This is a genomic window from Butyricicoccus sp. AM78-15b2TA, from assembly GCF_027665985.1.
Lineage (GTDB): Bacteria > Bacillota > Clostridia > Oscillospirales > Butyricicoccaceae > Agathobaculum > Agathobaculum butyriciproducens.
Genome location: NZ_JAQEHY010000008.1, coordinates 84514 through 103996, shown reverse-complemented (window position 1 = coordinate 103996; position 19483 = coordinate 84514). Strand labels below are relative to the sequence as shown.

Here is a 19483-nt window from a genome sequence, read left to right as displayed (position 1 = left end):
TTTAACATTTTACACGTTTTACCCTAAAAAAAAAAAAAAAAACGCACTTTTGCCTGCTTTTCAGCCTGCCGAAGCAAGCATGCAGCGTATCAATATGCAAAAGGCAAGCCCGACTCCCGCAGGAATCAGCACCGCCGCCAGTGTCCACTTTGCGCTGCGCGTCTCCCGCAGGATGGTAAGGCAGGTTGTCGAGCACGGCGCGTGCGCCACGGTGAGCACCAGTGTGCAGAGCGCGGTCTGCACCGTCCAGCCGTTTGCCAGCAGCAGCGCGCGGAAGGAGGCAAAGTCCACGCCGGAGGCAATCGTGCCGGACGAGAGGTAGCCCATCACGATGAGCGGCATGACCAGTTCGTTCGCCGGAAAGCCGAGGATGAACGCAAGCAGAATCACGCCGTCTATTCCGAACACCCGCGCTGCCGGGTCTAAAAATGCCGTGATGTGCGACAGGATAGCGGTATTCCCTATCTGCACATTGGCGAGCAGCCAGATGAGCACGCCCGCCGGAGCCGCCACAGCGGCGGCTCTCGCAAGGACGAACAGCGTCCGGTCGCGCACGCTGCGCACGATAACGCGCCCAATCTGCGGCATGCGGTACGGCGGCAGCTCGAGCGCAAACGACACCGCCTCTCCGCGCAAAACCGTTGCCGAGAGCATGCGCGACACGAGCAGCGTCAAGCCCACGCTTGCCGCGATGACGCCGGTCAGCAGCAGCGCGCCGCCTGCCGCGCTGCCCGCGAAGAACACCGAGCACAGAAAAATAAGCAGCGGAAACCGTCCGTTGCACGGCGCAAAGCTGTTGGTGAGGATGGCAATCAGCCGCTCCCGCGGCGAGTCGATGATGCGGCAGCCTGTCACGCCGCAGGCGTTGCACCCGAAACCCATGCACATGGTAAGGCTCTGCTTGCCGCTCGCTCTCGCGCACTGGAAGGCGTGGTCAAGCTGAAACGCCACGCGCGGCAGGTAGCCCGCGTCCTCGAGCAGCGTGAACAGCGGGAAGAAAATCGCCATCGGCGGCAGCATGACCGAGACAACGGTTGCCAGTACGCGCCATAACCCGTCGGTCAGCATCGAGACGAAAAACGGCGGCAGTCCCAGCTTCGCAAGCGCGCCTGCAAACGGCGTGCCGAGTGCCAGAAGATGCGTGCTCAGCCACTCGCTCGGCACGTTTGCGCCGAATAGAGTGATGTAAAACACGCCTGCGAGCAGTAAAAGCATGAGCGGCACGCCGAACCTCCGGCTGAGGATAACATCGTCCGCTTTATCGTCCCGCGCGCAGGCGCATTCCGGCTGTCTGACGCACGTCAGCGCGATCTCCTCCGCGCGGAGTGCCGCCGCTGCGGTTGCAATATCGTCCCTCTGCTCCTCCGTCAAATCCTCGTCCATCGCCGGATAGCGGATGGCGGTCGGGTGCGTTTCATTTTCGCCTGCCGCCGCTCGGCGTATCGCGGCTTCGAGCTTGTGCAGACCCTTTCCCTGCCGTGCGGCGCACGGTATCACCGGTATGCCAAGCTCCCGCTCGAGCGCGGCAACATCAATCTCAATGCCCTTTTTCGCGGCTTCATCCATGAGATTCAGGCACAGAATGGCGTTTTTCTGTACCTCCAGTACCTGCAAAGCAAGGATGAGGCTGCGCTCCAGACAGCCTGCGTCCGCCACGAGCACCACCGCGCACGCCTGACCCGAAACCAGAAATTCCCGCGCGGCACGCTCCTCCTCCGAGTGCGCCCGCAGCGAGTAAGTACCCGGCAGGTCGGTCAGCGTCAGACCGCCGCCGCGCAGCCTGCCCTCGGCGCACGCGACTGTTTTTCCGCTCCAGTTGCCGGTGTGCTGACGGCTGCCGGTCAGGGCGTTGAACACGGTCGATTTGCCGACGTTCGGGTTGCCCGCCAACGCCACGGTGCGCCTCATGGCTGCACCTCGATTTGAGCGGCATCGCATTTACGCAGGGCAACCACCGCACCGCGTATCCGGTACGCGATCGGGTCGCCCGAGAGCGCACGCCGCACACAGGTTACGCGCGTGCCCGGCACTAACCCTAAATCCTGCACGCGCCGCCGCATGCCGCCGCTGAGGTGCAGCGCCGCGACCCGCGCCCGCTGTCCGTCCCGCAGCGCCGACAGCGAAATATTTGCCGAATCTGCCATCCAATCAGCCCCTTATCCATAATTTCTGCTTACAGACTATGCACTTTTGCGAAATTTGGTGCTACTCCGCCCTGCCTGCACATATAGTAAGGCAGACCCCAAAGGAGGCTCGGCTGCATATGAAAACAAGCGAATCCTATCTGCCCGAGGGCAGCTACATGGTACAGCCTGCGGTCCGGCAGGCATTTTCGACACTCGGCGCGCTGCGGCAGGCGCAGGACGAGGGACGCATTCTGGAAGCTGTCGCACAGCGGTGCACCGCCGCGCACGACCTGCTGTTCGACCTCGGCATCGCGCAGGGCATCCTGCCGCGCGTGTCCTGCGCGCTCGGCATCGAGCAAGGCGACACGCGCGAGATTGCCATCCTGTCGCGTGTGGGCAAGCCCACCTGCTTCGTCGTCACCGATATCGACGAGAGCACGGACCCGCCCACGGCGTGGCTGTCGCGCACCATCGTTCAGCAGAAGGCGCAGGACCGGATGCTTGATTCCCTCCGTCCGGGTGACGTGATTCCGGCGCGTGTAACGCATCTGGAGCCGTTCGGTGCATTCGTGGACGCAGGCTGCGGCGTGCCGTCGCTCATCGGCATCGAAAATCTGTCCGTGTCGCGCATCTGCCACCCGGGCGACCGATTGACCGTCGGGCAGTCCATTTTAGCCGCTGTCCGCACCGTGGAGCCGGAAAACCGGCGAATTTCACTCACCCACCGCGAGCTGCTCGGCACCTGGGCGCAGAACGCGGCGCTGTTCTCCGTCGGTGAGACCGTGCGCGGCGTTGTCCGCTCCATCGAGCCGTACGGCGTGTTCATCGAGCTTACGCCCAACCTGTCCGGCCTTGCGGAGCCGCGCGCGGATCTGCGGCCCGGCATGGCGGTATCCGTGTACATCAAGTCCATCCTGCCGCAGCGGATGAAGGTAAAGCTGACCATCATCGACGTTCTCTCACCGTATGACGCACCGACACCGCCACGGTATTTCATCACGGGCGGACATATTGATGCGTGGACCTATACGCCGGTTGGGTGCGATAAAAAGCCGGTTAAAACCGTTTTCGAGTGAACAGCGAAAAAAAATGGAGAATGAAACCGTCACGTTCATTCTCCATTTTCCATTATTTCTGATTTTTCACTCTATCCCAGTACGCTTTCGCGGCCTGTTCGGTCTTATTCGGGCCGTATTCGTAGTATTGTGCGCCGCGCAGCTCCTCAGGCAGATACTCCTGCTGCACCCAATGGTTGGGGTACATATGCGGATACTGATACGTCAACCCGCGGCCTAATTTCTTTGCGCCGCCGTAATGCGTATCCTTGAGGTGCGCCGGAATATCGCCTGCCCTGCCCGCCCGAATATCGGCAATGGCGGCATCAATGCCATTGATGGCACTGTTGGATTTGGGCGCAGTTGCCATCAAAATGATCGCTTCCGCGAGCGGAATCCGCGCCTCGGGCAATCCCAGCTGGAACGCGCTGTCCACGCACGCCTTGACGATGGCGGCGCACTGCGGGTACGCCAAACCGATATCCTCACTTGCAATGACAAGCATGCGCCGCGCCGCGGAGATCATATCGCCTGCCTCGAGCAGCCGCGCGAGATAATGCAGCGCCGCGTCCGGGTCGGAGCCGCGCACGGACTTCTGCAGCGCCGAGAGGATATCGTAATGGCTGTCACCATCGCGGTCGTAGCGCATGTTGGAGCGCTGCGCCGCCTGCTGCGCGTCCGCGAGCGTAATGCCGTCCGCCCCCGCACCGGAGACGAGCAGCTCGACCGCGCCGAGCGCCTTTCGCACGTCGCCGCCGACCGCCTGCGCGATGTAATCTGCCACGCCGTCCTCGACCGGCTTTGCGTCCTCGCCCATGGCAAGTTTCAACGCACGTTCCACTGCACGGCGCATATCGGCAGCCTCGACCGGCTTGAACTCGAATACCGTGCAGCGGCTTAAAATCGCGTTGTAGATGTAAAAATACGGGTTTTCCGTCGTGGATGCGATGAGCGTGATCTTGCCGGTTTCGATGAACTCCAGCAGGCTCTGCTGCTGCTTTTTGTTGAAATACTGGATCTCATCGAGGTACACAAGCGCACCGTTCGGCGCAAGAAAGGTGTCCAGCTCGTCGATGATCGCCTTGATATCGGCAATGCCCGCTGTGGTGGCGTTCAGGTGGTACAGCTTGCGGTCGGTCTGCTGCGCGATGATGGACGCGACCGTGGTCTTGCCCACGCCGGACGGCCCGTAAAATATCAGGTTCGGGATGCTGCCGCTTTCAATGACGCGGCGCAAAAGGCCGTTTTCGCCCAGTAAATGCCGCTGCCCGACCACATCGTCCAAAGTCTTCGGACGGATTTTGTCTGCTAAAGGTTGGTACATAATTTCACCTTAACCATTTTTTTCGTAGGGCGTGACAAGGTGAATTGCCCTGCAGGGCAAGAGATGGTCCTCTGGAGGACGACCTCAGCACGCCGTTGTAAACCATCTGCATACCGTTCAATGCGGCGCGCCGAGTCGTCGCGCCCTACGATTATCGTTCATATGTTATGAATTATACCACAAATTTTAGTTATCGACAAACCCTCTTGACTTTATCGCTTTATTATGATAAACTATCCCCATCAAAGAAAACGAACACAGGAGGTCTTCCCATGGACAAGCCTTTTCTCGATAAGCTGCGCAAGATCGACCCGTATGTGCCGGGCGAGCAGCCGAAAACCGACAATATCATCAAGCTGAACGCCAACGAAAACCCGTACCCGCCCGCTCCGGGCGTGACCGAGGTTCTGCGCACGTTTGACGCCGCAAAACTCGCGATTTACCCAGATGCGAACGCGAAAGCACTCAAAACCGCTATCGCAGAGCGGTTTGACCTGCAGCCGTCGCAGGTATTCCTCGGCAACGGCTCGGATGATGTGCTCGCGCTGGCGTTCCAGTCGTTCTTCTGCTCGGACAAGCCTATCCTCTATCCGGACATCACCTACTCGTTCTATCCGGTCTGGTGCGATCTGTTCCGCATTCCGTACGAAAACATGCCGCTTGACGAGGATTTCTGCGTCAATGTGCGTGATTACGACAAGCCGAACGGCGGTATCGTGCTGCCGAATCCGAACGCGCCGACCGGACGCGGCGTAACGCTCGAGTTCCTCGAGGACCTGCTGCAGCACAATCAGGACTGCGTTGTCATCATCGACGAGGCGTATGTGGACTTCGGCGCGCAGAGCGCGGTTCCGCTGCTCGGCAAGTACGAAAACCTGCTCATCGTGCAGACAACCAGCAAGTCGCGCTCGCTCGCGGGCATGCGCATCGGCTACGCGCTCGGCTCGGAGACGCTGATTTCCACGCTCGAAGCGGTTAAAAACTCGTACAACTCGTACACGATGGACGCCATCGCACTCGCTGTCGGTGAGGCATCCATCCGCGACGAGGATTATTTCCAGCAGACCTGCCGTAAGGTCAGCACCACCCGTGACCGCTCGGCGGAGGCGCTGCGGGCGCTCTGCTTTACCGTGCTGCCGTCGCTGACAAATTTCCTGTTTGTCACCCACCCGAACAAGAAAGCACCAGATATCTTCGCCGCCCTGCGCGAAAAGGGTATCTTTATCCGCTATTTCAAGCTGCCGCGCATTGATAATTACCTGCGTATCACCGTCGGCACAGATGAGCAGATGGATAAGCTTATCGCCGCGCTGAAAGAGATTCTGTAAGGAAAAACCCTCTCAAACGAGCAATGTCAGTAAGTTAAGCTGACATTGCTCTATGAGAGGGATTTTTTCTGTTTACTTCTGCGGAATGGTATACTGCTTTGCCCGTTCGCTGTCCGCGACACCCTTAGTTGTCGGGTCATTGACGGCGTTCCACACGCTCGACAGCACAAGGAACAGGCAATACGGATTGCGCACCGCATTGCAGAGCAGCGCGCCGACACTCTCCCAGGTGGTGAGGTCAGCGGCGGTCAGACCGGCATACGCCAGCACCGCAGCGAACGCGCTCACGACGATCTGCACCCAGAATACCGGATTCCTAAGCCGCACCTTCCAGTTCACTCGACTTCCTCCTTTTCCAAATCACTGATGCGGTGGTTAGCCACGCGGACACGCTCGTCCAGCAGCGCGACCTGCTGCTCCAGCCTGAAGGTTCGGGTGATGAGGTTATTGTGCTTTTCGACCTTCTTTTCAAGCTGTTCGATGCGGTAATTAACCAGCTTTCCGGAGACGATAATGCCGCCGGCCGTGCCCGCCAGCGTCCCCAGCAGACTCAGTCCCGCAATGATGATCTCAGCTGACACGTTTTCACCTCCTTGCTTTGCATAAGTGCCTGCACCCATACGCCGTTCAGAGGGGAAAATTGACCACGAATGGTCAACTCGGTCGAAAACTATTTCTATTTTCTTTTATTTTTCTTTGAGCGCACCCTTTTCGATGTTCGCCTGCAGAATGTTATCTGTCAGCTCATACAGGTACGCCGAGCCTTTCTCCGTGCGGCTCTGGCGACCGTAGACCTGCTTGGCGGTCACATCGTGGTCAGCCCAGTCGCTGCCGCCGTTGCTGTTGTTGAGCAGAAGCGGCTGCAGATTGTCCATCGCGTGGGCAAAGTGCGCCTCGGCTGTCTCATCGGCCTCAAATTCGTCAAAAACAGCCATCAGCTCGTGCTTCTGGTCGTCCGGCAGGAGCGAATAAATGCGCTGCTTTGCCGCGTCCTCGCGCGTCTTCTGCGTCTTCAGACCGTCGGCGTCGTAGGCATAGGTGTCGCCTGCGTCAATCTCCACCACATCGTGCAGCAGGCACATGAGCATGACCCGCGCCACATCCACCGGCTCGTTGGAATATTCCTGCAGCAGATACGCCATGATGGCCATGTGCCATGCGTGCTCGGCGTCGTTCTCGCGGCGGCCGTGACCGGAGAGATGCGTCTGCCGGAAAATATTCTTCTCCTTGTCGATCTCAAGAATGAAATTCAGCTGTTTCTGCAGCCGTTCGTCCATAAATCTGCCTTCTTTCTGCCGAAATGAAAACGGGTACAGCCTGCGCCATACCCGCCGAATTATTTATCTTTGAGGAGCGTGTTCAGCTCTTCCATAAAGGTGTTGATGTCCTTAAACTGGCGGTAGACCGAGGCAAACCGCACATACGCGACCTCATCAACCTTACGCAGCTGCTCCATGACAAGCTCACCGATGACCTTGCTGGAAACCTCGCTTTCGAGCGAGCTGAACAGCTTCTGCTCGACGTGATCGACGATCTGTTCCAGCTGCATCAGCGAAACCGGGCGTTTCTCGCACGCCTTCACCAGACCGTTGAGCAGCTTCTGGCGGTCATACGCCTGCCGGGTGCCATCGCGCTTGATCAGCATAAGCGGCATGCGCTCCACCGTCTCGTAGGTGGTAAAGCGTTTTCCGCAGTGGAGACATTCACGCCGGCGGCGGATGCTGGTACCCTCGTCCGTCGGACGGGAGTCCACGACCTTGCTGTCTTCAAAGCTGCAAAATGGGCACTTCATCGTACTTCCCCCTTGTGAACACCGCTTCACACGCGTGGTTTGTTATCTGTCTGCTGTTATTATACTACGCGGGGTGCTGTTAAGTCAATTTTTTATTGTGATAAAGCGGCACCTTTTCCTGCACTGCCCTATCCGGGCGGCTCTTTTCTCTGTGCCGGTCACCCTGTGCCGATAAACAAACGCAAAAAAGGCACCCGAACGGGTGCCTTTTCGATAGTCGTTAGATCTTGCGACGGCGGCGGAACTTCTTACGGAAGAAGCCCCACAGACCGGTAGACAGCATAACAGACGACCAGCCGCCGGCCAGGATACCGACGATCAGCGGCAGCGTGAACTGCTTGAGCGACGGAACACCGAGGATGTATACCATGCCGATGGTGAACAGCGTGGTAAGCGTGGTGTTGATGGTACGGCCCATGGTCTGCCAGATGCTCTTCTCGCCGATGACCTCAAACGGCTCCTTGCGCGCGGTGCGCAGGTTTTCACGAACGCGGTCGAATACGATGATGGACGCGTTGATGGAGTAGCCGAGGATGGTCAGTGCAGCAGCAATGAAGTTGCTGTCGAGCGGAATCTGCAGCAGAACGTAAACGCTCAGCATAACGAGCAGGTCGTGAACCAGGCAGCAGATCGCAGCCAGACCACTGGTCAGCTCGAAGCGGAAGGTGATGTACACCAGCATCAGCAGGATTGCAAGGATCGAGCAGAGGAATGCCGAACGCTGCAGGTCGCTGCCGACAGAAGCGGATACGTCGTTGTTGTTGAGGATATCGGTATCGGCAAGGCTGTACTTCTCCAGCATCTTGTCGATCACGGCAGCACGCTGCTCGGAATCGATCGAGGTGGAGCGGATCAGCACGTCCTCGTTGCCGTCACCGGAGGAGGTTACAGAGGATGCGTCCACACCGGTTGCGTCCTTGAACAGATCGCTGACCTCGGTCTGGATATCCTGCGTAACAGCGGTATGCATGTTGAACTCCATCTCGGTACCGCCGGCAAAGTCGATGCTCAGGTTGAACAGGTTCTTGCCGAACGGCAGCAGGATCAGCGCGACAAGGCCGGTAGCGACCAGTACGACAGAGATACCGCCAAAGATCTTGAAGTTCTTGAGGATCGGGAAATGCTTCTTCTCTTCCTTGCGCTCACGCAGACCGTAAGCCTTCGGGTTGCGGATGTGGAAATCCACCATGCGGTTGAGCAGGAAGTGCGTGATGGTCAGCGCGGTGAACATGGACACGATAACACCGATGCCCAGCGTGGTAGCGAAGCCGACGATCGTGCCGGTGCCGAGGAAGAACAGCACGCCGCACGCGATCAGGGTGGTGATGTTGGAGTCCAGAATTGCGGTGAATGCACGCTTGAAGCCGGAGTCGATAGCGCTCTTGACGGTCTTGCCGGCAGCCATTTCCTCCTTGATGCGCTCGAAGATAATGACGTTTGCGTCAACCGCCATACCGATGGACAGGATAATACCTGCAATGCCCGGCAGGGACAGGTTTACGCGGATCAGGCTGAACAGCAGCGCCTCGATAACCATGTAGAAGCACAGAGCGAAGCAGGAAACAACGCCCGGAACGCGGTACATGATGATCATGAACAGCATAACGAGGATCAGACCGATCATACCTGCCTTCAGGCTGGAGCTCATCGCGTCTGCGCCCAGCTGCGGGCCGACAGAGCGAAGCTCTACCTGCTTGAGCGAGAACGGGATCTGACCTGCGTTGATGAGGTTTGCCAGCTCGGTCGCGCTGTCGCGGGTGAACGAGCCGGAGATTACGCAGCTGTCGCTGTCGATCTTGGAAGAAACGGACGGTGCGGAAATAACCTGATCGTCCATGACAATAGCCATCACGTTGGTGCCGTCAGTGCGGGCCGCGATGCTCTCGGTCGCTTCAGCAAACTTCTGCTTGCCCTCAGAGGTAAACTGTACCTCTACATAATGGGTATCCGCAACTTCGTTGCCGGTCGGGCGGCCATAGCCGTAAGTAGCTTTCTTAACGTCAGAGCCGGTCAGCCACTCCTTGCCGTCAGCATCAACAAAGGTGAGCTGTGCGGTGGTGCCGAGGGTCTGTACGGCCTCCTCCGGGTTGGTGATCTGCGGGATCTCAACCGTTACGCGGTTCTCGCCGCTGAGGGATACGGTAGCCTCGGTAAAGCCCTTACCGGTCAGTCGCTGACGGATGACCTTCTGTACCGAGTTCATGTCGTCGGACAGGTTGCTGGTGTCGTAGCCGTCCGGGATTTCGGCCTCGTATACGATACGGGAGCCGCCGACCAGATCCAGACCCAGACGGATACCGTTGTCGGTATCGAGTACGCTCGGGATGATGGCCTTCAGACCGGAGTCTGTCGTGTCTGCAGAATCGGTCGAAGCCGAGTCAGCAGAGGTGTCAGCAGACGCATCCGTGCTGTCTGCCTTGTTGTCCGCCTTGTCTGCGCTGCTGTCGGTAGACGAGGTATCGCTCGTATCCGTCGCAGACGTGTCGGACGTTGCCGTGTTCCGGAACGGCATGGTCCAGCCGCCCGGAATGTACACTCCTGTTACCGCCGTCACGCCGAGGAAAATGATGATCAGCATGACCGCGATAAAGGAAGTTACACTCTTTTTCACTTGCAAGTGCCTCCTTTATTTTTTTGTTACACAACTGATTTAGTATACAGCATAATAGCCAAAAAGTCAATCATTCTGCACATATTGTATAACAATTCCGCGCCTGTGGCGCGTGTGCAATAGAATATCCCGCTGCGCGGGATATTCATAAAAACCGTGGGGCATGTACCTGTGCAGCGCAGCTTTTTAATGCCGCGTAAGGTTAGCACCGGTTTTTATACCGGTAAGCATATTTGTGTGCCGCGTGCGGCGCGCAAATATGCGCCCGTGATGTATCCGCGCCGTGTGCGGTACATCCTATCTCGTTTCAGACTGTGATCTGAAACGAATCAAAGGTTGATCTCTACCTTTACATCCTCACCGGTGAGGTACGGCGCGATCGCCGGACGAACACACTCGTTCAGGAACTCGTCTACCTGAGACGGGCAGCGGCCGATGTAAGCGGACGGGTCGAGGTGCTCGAGGATCTGCTCACGGGTCATGCCGAACATCGGGTCACCGGCAATGCGGTCAACCATATCGTTCTCCAGACCCTCCTCCTTGATGCGCTTGCCCGCAGCCATGGAGTGCTCGCGGATGCGCTCGTGCAGGTCCTGACGGTTGCCGCCGCGCTTTACGGCGTCCATCATGATGTTCTCGGTTGCCATGAACGGCAGCTCGTTCATAACGTGCGCCTCGATGACCTTCGGGTAAACGACCAGACCGGAAACGACGTTGATCATGATGTTGAGGATTGCGTCAACGGCAAGGAATGCCTCCGGCACGGAAATGCGCTTGTTCGCAGAGTCGTCGAGCGTGCGCTCGAACCACTGGGTAGCCGAGGTGAACGCCGGGTTCAGGCTGTCGCAGATGACGTAGCGCGCCAGTGCGCAGATACGCTCGGAGCGCATCGGGTTGCGCTTGTACGGCATAGCGGACGAGCCGATCTGGTTCTTCTCGAACGGCTCCTCTACTTCCTTCAGGTGCTGCAGCAGACGCAGGTCGGTTGCGAACTTGGAAGCGGATTCTGCGATACCGGCGAGCGTTGCGAGCGTCTGCGCGTCGATCTTGCGGGAGTAGGTCTGGCCGGAGACCGGAACCACGCCTGCAAAGCCGAAATCGTCGGCAATGCGCTTCTCCAGCTCCTTAACCTTGCTCTCGTCGCCGTCAAACAGCTCCATGAAGGACGCCTGCGTGCCGGTCGTGCCCTTGCTGCCGAGCATGCGCAGGTTTTCGATGCGGTATTCTACCTCGTTCAAATCCATCAGCAGCTCGTTCATCCACAGGGTAGCGCGCTTGCCGACCGTGGTCAGCTGCGCCGGCTGGAAGTGGGTGAAGCCGAGGGTCGGCTGGGACTTGTGCGCATCCGCGAACTGCGCCAGCTTGTCCAGTACGGTCGCCAGCTTTTTGCGAACCAGCAGCAGACCCTCGCGGATCTGGATGATGTCGGTATTGTCGCCGACATACGCGCTGGTAGCGCCGAGGTGGATAATGCCGGCCGCCTTGGGAGCCGCCTTGCCGAAGGTGTAAACGTGCGCCATAACGTCATGGCGTACCTCCTTCTCGCGCTGACGGGCCATATCGTAGTCGATGTCGGTCAGGTGCGCGGCCATCTCGTCCACCTGCTCCTGCGTGATCGGCAGACCGAGCGCCCGCTCCGCCTTAGCCAGCGACAGCCACAGCCGACGCCAGGTGGAGAACTTCATATCCGAGGAGAAGGTGTAGAGCATCTCCTTGGAAGCGTAGCGCGAAGAAAGCGGGCTTTCGTACACGTTGTTCATGTTATTCGTCCTTTCCGGTGTGTATTTTATCCAAATTATAACGAAATAACGGACTTGGATGGTATCTAATCTTCCATAACAGTCCGATTTTAGTTTAACACTTTGCACCGGTCATTTCAAGCAAAACCGACCGGTTTTGCGCTATCTTGTAGCAATAAACAAAGTTTGCAGCGGTTTCGCCGTTAGATTTTGCGTCCTCCCCTTTTTCCTGCACCGGCTGCGCGGTTCAAGTGCCCCAGAGGTTCGGTGCAGAAACCAAAAAGCAGCACCCTTTTCAGAGTGCTGCTCGGAATTACGAAGGCTTACGCGTTCTTGATAAACGCTTCGAGGCGGTCGAGACCCTTGTCAATCTCGGTGAGCGAGGTTGCATAGCTCCAGCGGATGAAGCCCGGCGCGGCAAATGCGGTGCACGGAACGGTCGCAACCAGACCCTTCTCAAGGAACAGCTGCGCGAAGTCCTCGGCGCTCTCGATGACCTTGCCGTACATGGTCTTGCCGAGGAAGCCGGTCATGTTCATCATAACATAGAACGCGCCCTCCGGCTTGATGCAGGAAACGCCCTCGATCTTGTTCATGCGCTCTACCAGATGGTCGCGGCGCTGCTCGAACGCCTGCTTCATCACCTGCATATCCTCCTGCGGGCCGGTCAGTGCAGTGATAGCCGCCTGCTGCGAAATGGTGGACGGTGCAGAGGTGGAGTGGCTCAGGTAGTTCGCCATCACCTTGGCCAGCTGCGGATTGGACGCGCTGTAGCCGATACGCCAGCCGGTCATCGCGTAGCTCTTGGATACGCCGTTGACCAGAATGGTGCGCTCTTTCACGTCCTCGCCCAGAGAAGCGAAGGACACAAACTCGTTGTTATCGTATACAAGGTTGCAGTAAATCTCATCCGCGATAACGTAGATGTTATGGCGGCAGCAAACCTCAGCGATCGCCTCCAGCTCGGCCTTGGTGTATACCATGCCGGTCGGGTTGGACGGAGAGTTCAGCATGAACACCTTGGTCTTGTCGGTAATGGCGGCATCCAGCTGCTCTGCGGTGATCTTGAAGTCCGCCTCCTCGGTTGCGGCTACGATGACCGGGATTGCACCTGCCTGCTTTACCATCTCGGAGTAGCTTACCCAGTACGGAGCCGCGATAACGACCTCATCGCCCGGGTTGCACAGCGTCATCAGCGCGATATAAACCGAGTGCTTTGCACCCGAAGCCACAACGATCTGCGTCGGCTCGTAGTCCAGACCGCAGTCCTCCTTCAGACGGTAGCAGGCTGCCTTGCGCAGATCCATCAGACCGGCTGCCGGCGTGTACTTGGTCTGGTTGTTCTCAATGGCCTCAATACCGGCCTGCTTGATGTGCTCCGGCGTCGGAAAATCCGGCTCACCGGCACCAAAGCCGACAACGTCCTTGCCCTCTGCCTTCATCTGCTTGAACAGCGAATCAATGGCCAGCGTCGTGGACGCCTGCACACCTGCTGCAATCTTGGAAATCGGCTTCAATGCCATGCTCAGCACTCCCTTATATCTCTCATCAGTTATCATGTGTTTTTATTATATGCCTGCGAACTTATTTTTGCAAGTCCTGACTTAATAAATTGCAAAATCGACACAATAAAAAAACCCGCCGATATTGGCGGGTCAGGTGTGGAATTTTCACAAAACACGGTCGCGCGAGAAGATAATCAGAGCCGTTCCCCGTTCAATCGTGACGGCAAAGCGGCTGTTCGGTTTTGCCTCGTTCGAGGTGGAGATCATGCCGACACGGGTAACCGTGCCGTTCGTTAATTCATATTTTGCATTCTCGATGGTCACGCCCTCGAGCACCGCGTCCATCGGCACGACCGAGAAGTAGGTAAACGTCTCCGGCATGATGAATTCCTGCCGTCCGCCCTGATGCAGCTCGACGCGGTTGTACGGATCGAGGATGGTCAGGTGGCCGCCGAGCGTTTTTGCTTCCTCAAGCAGCGAGAGATTTGCCAGCATATGGTCGATGCGCCCGCCGGTCGCACACACGAGCGTTGCCTCGCGGCAGCCGCGGCGGAACACCTCGCGCAGACAGCTCTGCGAATCCGTGTCGTCCTTTTCGGGCTTCAAGAGGATAACGTCCTCTCCCTCCACCTCGGTCATGGAATCCCGGTCGGAGATCATGAAATCCGGGTGCAGACCGAGTGCCCGCGCATGCCGCAGGCCGCCGTCCGCACACGCAACGAGCGCGGACGGATGCTCGCGCAGAAACGCGCGGATGTAACCGTAATCGGTTTCCGGTGCAGCCGCAAAAATCAGCGCGTGCCGCCCTTGGTAAGTTCCCATTCCTTCAGATCCTTTACACTTTCGTACAGCTTTACATAGCTTTCATGACGGGTTTTCGCAATTTCGCCGTTTTCCACCGCCGCAAGGATGGCGCAGCCCTTCTCCTTGACATGCGCGCAGCCGGTGAATTTACACTGCCCGATGTACGGCTCGAACTCCGGAAATGCGTACTGCAGATCCTCGGCAAGCACCAAATCCATCTGCTCGGTCTCAAACGAGGAGAAGCCGGGCGTGTCCGCGATATAGCCGCCGCCTTCGATCGGGTGCAGCTCCACATGACGGGTGGTGTGCTTGCCGCGGCCGATCTTATCCGAAATCGCACCGACCTCAGCGCCGAACGAGCTGTCCAGCCGGTTGAGCACGCTCGACTTGCCGACACCCGAGTTGCCCGCAAACGCGCTCACCCTGCCGCGGATGCGCTCGCGCAGTGCGTCAATGCCTTCGCCGGTGTGCGCGCTCACGCGCAGCACCTCGATGCCGCTCCTGCGGTAGGTTTCATACAGCTCGTCACCCGGATTCGCGTCCGTCTTGTTGATGACGACCAGTGCGTCCATGTTCTTGTGCACCGCGATCGCCGTTACCTTGTCGATCAGGAACGGGTCGGTCACCGGCGGTGCCGCGCTCGCCACGGCAACGACCAGATCCAGATTCGCCACAGCCGGCCGGATCAGGCTGTTCTTGCGCGGCGCGATCGTCTGCAGATAGCCGGTGCCGTCCTCCGGCTGGATTTCCAGCGTTACTCGGTCCCCGACAATAGGCTTGCCCACGGTCTTGCGGAACCGTCCGCGTGCTTTGCATTCAATGAGACCCTCGGCGGTATCCACATAGTAGAAACCGCCGATGCCCTTCAGAATGATCCCTTCGATCAAACTTAATCCCTCCGTTTTTAAGGTAATACCGCATAATTGAACAAGAGCGATTTGTGCATAAATTTTGCGTACTGATGAGACGCGATTTTGCGGTAATACTTGCTGTATTACCGTGAAACTTCGGCAGCGCGGACGGAACTCGCGCAAGGAACCGAAGCCAAAGTCAGGGCGTAAAATTTTCACAAAGCGCCGCGGCAGTGCGACCGGAGCCTGCACAAGGAGCCGCCGCTTTAATTGTGCGGTGTTGCCTTAACTGAATGTGTACGTCTGCGAGGTAGTCGAACCGTCCACGCTGACCGTAACATCATGGTCGCCCACCGAGCCGCTCACCGAGATGGACGTGCTGCCGCCGCTCGTGCTGCAGGTGTCGTCATACTGGATCACGCCGTCCACATAGATGATAACATGCGCGGTATCCGTGTTGTCCGGCAGCGAAACCGGAATGGTCGCACTGCCGAGGCTCGGCGTATCATCGTAGCCGCCATCGCCGTTGTCCTGACCGCCGGAATTGCCGCCGCCGTTATCCGGCGAGTTATTGTTCGATGCGCTCTTGCCCTTGGAGATCTGGATGTTGACGACAGTGCCCTTTGCGACCTCCGCGCCCGCATCCTGCGACTGCCATACGACCGAACCGGCCTCAGCGGTGCTCTCGACCTCGTTCACCGAACCGATGGACAGACCCTTTTCCGTCAGGGCCTTTTCCGCCTGGTCCTTTGTCATGCCGAGCAGACCGGGCACAGCAACGTTTTCGTTATCGTCCTTCTGCTTGCCCTTACTGATATAGACGGTCAGCGTCGCGCCCTTTTCCAGCTCGGTGCCTGCCTCCGGGTCGGTGCGGATGACCTTGCCTTCCTCCACGTCGTCGCTGTATTCCTCAACAACCTCGCACTTGATGTCGTGCGATGCCAGCGCCGCCTGTACATAATCGAGCGTCTTGCCGGTAAAGTCGATCACCTTGTAGGTATCCTTGACGTTTTCGCCGCCCGAGGACACCGTTACCGTGATGATCGTACCCTTGGTTGCCTTTTTCTTACCGTCGGCGTTCGGGTCCTGCTCGAGTATCTCACCGACCGGACGGTCGGATTCCTGCCGTTCGGTCGCTTCCTTTACCGTGAAGTTGTCGGTTATATCCGGGTCGGCCATCACTTCATCGATATTGCGTCCGAGGAGGTCGGGCACGATAATCTTCTCCGACTTGTCGCTGCTGCCGGTGAGCATCAGAATGCCGACCAGCAGCAGACTGATCACCGCAATCACGCCGACCGCCATGCCGACCGCCATGCCGGGCCGTTCGGCCAGCTTTTCAAAAAAGCCGTTCGGCTCATCCTGCTCTTTTTTGCGGAAACCGGTGCGGGTGCGGGGCTGGGTCTGCGTGCGCGTGCGGGTGCGCGGCGCAGCTGCGCCCTCAACAGAAGCGGCTTCATGCTCTGCCGCACTGCGGCGCGCCGCGCGCTGAATGTCCGCGCCGATGATCTGCGTCTCGCCCGAGTTGTCCTCGCTTGCCACATAGTGGAATCGCGCGTTCGGGTCCGAGCGGATCTGCTCCATATCCTCGTACATCTTTTCCGCGGACTCGTACCGGCGGCTGATGTTCGCGCTCATGGCGTGCATGACAATGTCGTCCATGCCCTTTGGAATGCCCGGCACAAACGCACTCGGGATGATCGGCACCTCATTGATGTGCTGCATGACGATCTGGAGCGCGGTTTCACCCTCAAACGGCAGCTTGCCGGTCAGCATTTCGTACATCATCACGCCGAGCGAGTACAGGTCGGTGCGGTAGTCGATCTTGCTGCCCTTGGCCTGCTCCGGCGAGATATAGTGTACCGAGCCGATGGCCTCCTGCACCACGCGGGTCTCCTGCGCGGCAGCGAACGAGGCAATGCCGAAATCGGTCAGCTTTGCCGTGCCGTCCCGCAGAATGATAACGTTCTGCGGCTTAACGTCCTGATGGATGATGCCGCGCGAGTGTGCGTGCATAAGTGCGCGGGCAACCTGCTCAGCGAAGAAAATGGTCTCCTGCCACGACAGATGGCCCTTGCGCTGCAGATACTGCTTGAGGGTGATGCCCTCAATCAGCTCCATAACGATATAATCCGTGCCGTCCTCGCTGCCGACGTCGAACACGGAAACAATATTGTGGTGGCTCAGCTTGGCAACGGCGCGCGACTCAATGGAGAACCGCTTGCGGATATCCGGGTCCTCCGCGAACTCCTTTTTGAGCACCTTGAGTGCCACATCGCGCCCGAGAACGGTATCCCGCGCCCGGTAAACGACCGCCATGCCGCCGACGCCGACGATTTCCTCAATCTGATAGCGTCCGCCGAGCATACTGCCGATATATTTATCCATAGTCCGTCACGCTCCCTGCTTTTTGCCGAGGGTGAACAGCGCAACGGTGATGTTGTCGCGGCCGCCGCCGTCAAGCGCCAGCTGCAGCAGCGCGTCACCGGCCAGCTCGAGCGTCGGCGCGTTTGCCAGCACCTCCGCGATCCGGCTGTCCTCCGCCATGCCGGTCAGACCGTCCGAGCAGAGCAGCAGCATGTCCTTTTCGGTCAGGCGCACTTCAAACAGGTCGCCTTCGACATACGGCTCCACGCCTACCGCACGGGTGATGAGGTTTTTCTGCGGATGGGTGCGCGCATCCGCCTCGGTGATCTTGCCGCGGCGGCGCATTTCCTCCACATAGGAGTGGTCCTCGCTGATCTGGTGCATAGCTTCGCCGTCAAAGCGGTACGCGCGGCTGTCACCCACGTTGATAACGGTCGCGCAGTCGCCCTGAATGAGCGCGGCAACCAGCGTCGTGCCCATACCGCGGAACTCCGGCTGCCTGCCCGCCAGAGAGAAAACCGTCTCGTTCGCCTGCTTGAGCGCCTGCGTCAGCAGGTTCTGCCGTGCCGTTTCGTCCAGCGTGCCGCTTAAAGCGTCACCCGCGGACTCGATAAAGCTCTGCGCGGCAAAGCGGCTGGCTACGTTGCCCGCATTTGCACCGCCCATGCCGTCGCACACGACGAGGAGCGCGGTCCGGTTGTCCTCCCGCGCTTCGATTTGAAAAATATCCTGATTGGTCGGGCGCACCCGTCCCTTATCGGTCAAGCCGAAATATTCCATTTCACAACCTCCTTCGATTGTGTTTATATGTGAGAATATTCAAGTTAATCACGAGAACTGCTCTTTTTGTCCTCCTTCAGCTGCCGCTGACGGAGCTGACCGCAGGCCGCATCAATATCCGGACCCAGCTTGCGCCTTACGGTCGCGGTAACGCCGCGCTTCTCGAGCGCCTGCTGGAACTTGCGGACGGTTTCCGGTCTGGACGGTTTCAGCGGGCTTTCCGCCACCTCATTCAGCGGAATGAGGTTGACGTGCGCCGGTCTTCCTTTCAGCAGCTTCGCCAGCAGGTCGGCCTGCCACGGGCGGTCGGTCTTGTCGCGCGCCATCATGTACTCGTAGGAAATGCGCCGTCCGGTGGTGTCGAAATAGTACCGGCACGCCTTCATCAAGCGCTCGACCGGATACGCGTCGTTCACCGGCATGATGGACGAGCGTGTTTCGTCATCCGGTGCGTGCAGCGACACAGACAGCGTGATCTGCAGCTTTTCCCGTGCTAACATCTCTATTCTATCAGCAATTCCGCTGGTTGACAAGGAGATATGGCGCTGTCCGATGTTGATCCCCTCCGGACAGCTTACCAGATGCAGGAACTTGAGCACGTTGTCGTAGTTGTCGAGCGGCTCGCCGGTGCCCATCAGCACAATGTTGGAGACCTTTTCGCCGCTGTCCTTCTGCATGAACAGGATTTCGTCCAGAATCTCGCCTGCGGACAGACTGCGCGTGCGTCCGTTCAGACCGGAGGCACAGAACTTGCAGCCCATCCGGCAGCCGACCTGCGTCGAAACGCAGACGGACACGCCGTGCTCGTAGTGCATCAGTACGGACTCCACGCAGTTGCCGTCCCGCAGACGCCATAGGTATTTCACCGTGCCGTCAACACGGCTCACCTGCTTGCGGGCGACCTCCGGTACGGTCAGCAGGAAATTTTCCGCTAAACGCGCCCGTAAGTCCTTGGATAAGTTGGACATCTCTTCAAAGGACTCCACACCCTCGTGAAGCCATTTGAAGATCTGTCCCGCACGGAACGGCTTTTCGCCCATTTCCTTCAAAGCGCTTTTCAGTTCATCTATTGTAAGGGATTTGATTTCGACCATGTGTCTCTCCTTCAAATCTTCTCTTGTTTCTTATATGGCGGATTGTTCCGCCGATTGTCAATTTATATAACCTTATAACCGTTTAACAAATATACCGTAGGGCGGGG

17 protein-coding genes are annotated in these 19483 nt (G+C 58.4%); 2 read left to right on the top strand and 15 right to left on the bottom strand.

All coding sequences use genetic code 11. The features are described from left to right. Positions 1 to 60: 60 nt before the first annotated feature. A complete protein-coding gene (gene feoB / locus PGS25_RS09355) occupies positions 61 to 1908 on the bottom strand; it encodes a ferrous iron transporter B (protein WP_270418415.1) in 1848 nt (615 codons plus the stop codon). Further along, a complete protein-coding gene (locus tag PGS25_RS09350) occupies positions 1905 to 2144 on the bottom strand; it encodes a FeoA family protein (protein WP_118647765.1) in 240 nt (79 codons plus the stop codon). The genes feoB and PGS25_RS09350 overlap by 4 nt, the downstream gene beginning before the upstream one ends. A 119-nt stretch (positions 2145 to 2263) precedes the next feature. Between PGS25_RS09350 and PGS25_RS09345 the strand changes: the two genes are divergently transcribed. Beyond that, entirely contained in the window at positions 2264 to 3202 is a 939-nt protein-coding gene (locus tag PGS25_RS09345; RefSeq protein ID WP_270418412.1) for a S1 RNA-binding domain-containing protein, read from the top strand. 52 nt (positions 3203 to 3254) lie between these two features. Here the strand turns inward: PGS25_RS09345 and PGS25_RS09340 are convergent, their stop codons facing one another. Beyond that, positions 3255 to 4505 carry a replication-associated recombination protein A gene (locus PGS25_RS09340; protein ID WP_199667355.1) on the bottom strand — a complete coding sequence of 417 codons (1251 nt, stop codon included), beginning with the start codon at positions 4503 to 4505 and terminating at the stop codon, positions 3255 to 3257. 272 nt (positions 4506 to 4777) lie between these two features. Between PGS25_RS09340 and hisC the strand changes: the two genes are divergently transcribed. Beyond that, positions 4778 to 5833, top strand: coding sequence for a histidinol-phosphate transaminase (gene hisC, locus PGS25_RS09335; RefSeq protein ID WP_270418410.1), 1056 nt, complete (start codon positions 4778 to 4780; stop codon positions 5831 to 5833). Positions 5834 to 5905: 72 nt separating this feature from the next. Here the strand turns inward: hisC and PGS25_RS09330 are convergent, their stop codons facing one another. From PGS25_RS09330 to rlmN, 12 genes are all read right to left on the bottom strand, one after another. Next, entirely contained in the window at positions 5906 to 6172 is a 267-nt protein-coding gene (locus tag PGS25_RS09330; RefSeq protein WP_270418408.1) for a phage holin, read from the bottom strand. Continuing rightward, a complete protein-coding gene (locus tag PGS25_RS09325) occupies positions 6169 to 6414 on the bottom strand; it encodes a hypothetical protein (RefSeq protein WP_118285681.1) in 246 nt (81 codons plus the stop codon). The genes PGS25_RS09330 and PGS25_RS09325 overlap by 4 nt, the downstream gene beginning before the upstream one ends. A 105-nt stretch (positions 6415 to 6519) precedes the next feature. Beyond that, the gene (locus tag PGS25_RS09320) at positions 6520 to 7110 is read right to left on the bottom strand and encodes an HD domain-containing protein (RefSeq protein WP_270418407.1); all 591 of its coding nucleotides are present in this window, start codon (positions 7108 to 7110) and stop codon (positions 6520 to 6522) included. A 59-nt stretch (positions 7111 to 7169) separates the two neighbouring features. After that, positions 7170 to 7625 (bottom strand): transcriptional regulator NrdR, encoded by a 456-nt coding sequence (gene nrdR, locus PGS25_RS09315; protein WP_270418404.1) that lies wholly within the window; start codon positions 7623 to 7625, stop codon positions 7170 to 7172. Between the two features lie 220 nt (positions 7626 to 7845). Beyond that, complete coding sequence (gene secD / locus PGS25_RS09310) at positions 7846 to 10236, bottom strand: protein translocase subunit SecD (protein ID WP_270418402.1); 2391 nt, start codon at positions 10234 to 10236, stop codon at positions 7846 to 7848. Between the two features lie 329 nt (positions 10237 to 10565). Beyond that, the gene (purB, locus tag PGS25_RS09305; RefSeq protein ID WP_117488786.1) at positions 10566 to 11996 is read right to left on the bottom strand and encodes an adenylosuccinate lyase; all 1431 of its coding nucleotides are present in this window, start codon (positions 11994 to 11996) and stop codon (positions 10566 to 10568) included. Between the two features lie 302 nt (positions 11997 to 12298). Beyond that, the gene (locus tag PGS25_RS09300) at positions 12299 to 13498 is read right to left on the bottom strand and encodes a pyridoxal phosphate-dependent aminotransferase (protein ID WP_270418400.1); all 1200 of its coding nucleotides are present in this window, start codon (positions 13496 to 13498) and stop codon (positions 12299 to 12301) included. A gap of 147 nt (positions 13499 to 13645) precedes the next feature. Beyond that, positions 13646 to 14302, bottom strand: coding sequence for a thiamine diphosphokinase (locus tag PGS25_RS09295; RefSeq protein ID WP_117488788.1), 657 nt, complete (start codon positions 14300 to 14302; stop codon positions 13646 to 13648). After that, positions 14272 to 15171, bottom strand: a complete 900-nt coding sequence (rsgA, locus tag PGS25_RS09290) for a ribosome small subunit-dependent GTPase A (protein ID WP_243022142.1) — start codon at positions 15169 to 15171, stop codon at positions 14272 to 14274. Before rsgA ends, PGS25_RS09295 begins: the two co-directional genes overlap by 31 nt. A gap of 249 nt (positions 15172 to 15420) precedes the next feature. Further along, positions 15421 to 17523 carry a Stk1 family PASTA domain-containing Ser/Thr kinase gene (gene pknB, locus PGS25_RS09285; RefSeq protein WP_270418396.1) on the bottom strand — a complete coding sequence of 701 codons (2103 nt, stop codon included), beginning with the start codon at positions 17521 to 17523 and terminating at the stop codon, positions 15421 to 15423. 6 nt (positions 17524 to 17529) lie between these two features. Further along, entirely contained in the window at positions 17530 to 18282 is a 753-nt protein-coding gene (locus PGS25_RS09280) for a Stp1/IreP family PP2C-type Ser/Thr phosphatase (protein ID WP_118564022.1), read from the bottom strand. Between the two features lie 44 nt (positions 18283 to 18326). Beyond that, a complete protein-coding gene (gene rlmN / locus PGS25_RS09275) occupies positions 18327 to 19376 on the bottom strand; it encodes a 23S rRNA (adenine(2503)-C(2))-methyltransferase RlmN (RefSeq protein WP_270418392.1) in 1050 nt (349 codons plus the stop codon). Positions 19377 to 19483: the final 107 nt, after the last annotated feature.

Excerpts from the sequence above, each read along its gene's own strand:
- hisC (WP_270418410.1), top strand. The coding sequence starts at position 4,778 with ATGGACAAGCCTTTTCTCGATAAGCTGCGCAAGATCGACCCGTATGTG.
- PGS25_RS09295 (WP_117488788.1), bottom strand. The coding sequence starts at position 14,302 with ATGGGAACTTACCAAGGGCGGCACGCGCTGATTTTTGCGGCTGCACCG.
- purB (WP_117488786.1), bottom strand. The coding sequence starts at position 11,996 with ATGAACAACGTGTACGAAAGCCCGCTTTCTTCGCGCTACGCTTCCAAG.
- pknB (WP_270418396.1), bottom strand. The coding sequence starts at position 17,523 with ATGGATAAATATATCGGCAGTATGCTCGGCGGACGCTATCAGATTGAG.
- nrdR (WP_270418404.1), bottom strand. The coding sequence starts at position 7,625 with ATGAAGTGCCCATTTTGCAGCTTTGAAGACAGCAAGGTCGTGGACTCC.
- rlmN (WP_270418392.1), bottom strand. The coding sequence starts at position 19,376 with ATGGTCGAAATCAAATCCCTTACAATAGATGAACTGAAAAGCGCTTTG.
- PGS25_RS09350 (WP_118647765.1), bottom strand. The coding sequence starts at position 2,144 with ATGGCAGATTCGGCAAATATTTCGCTGTCGGCGCTGCGGGACGGACAG.
- PGS25_RS09280 (WP_118564022.1), bottom strand. The coding sequence starts at position 18,282 with ATGGAATATTTCGGCTTGACCGATAAGGGACGGGTGCGCCCGACCAAT.
- PGS25_RS09345 (WP_270418412.1), top strand. The coding sequence starts at position 2,264 with ATGAAAACAAGCGAATCCTATCTGCCCGAGGGCAGCTACATGGTACAG.
- PGS25_RS09320 (WP_270418407.1), bottom strand. The coding sequence starts at position 7,110 with ATGGACGAACGGCTGCAGAAACAGCTGAATTTCATTCTTGAGATCGAC.
- PGS25_RS09300 (WP_270418400.1), bottom strand. The coding sequence starts at position 13,498 with ATGGCATTGAAGCCGATTTCCAAGATTGCAGCAGGTGTGCAGGCGTCC.
- feoB (WP_270418415.1), bottom strand. The coding sequence starts at position 1,908 with ATGAGGCGCACCGTGGCGTTGGCGGGCAACCCGAACGTCGGCAAATCG.
- PGS25_RS09340 (WP_199667355.1), bottom strand. The coding sequence starts at position 4,505 with ATGTACCAACCTTTAGCAGACAAAATCCGTCCGAAGACTTTGGACGAT.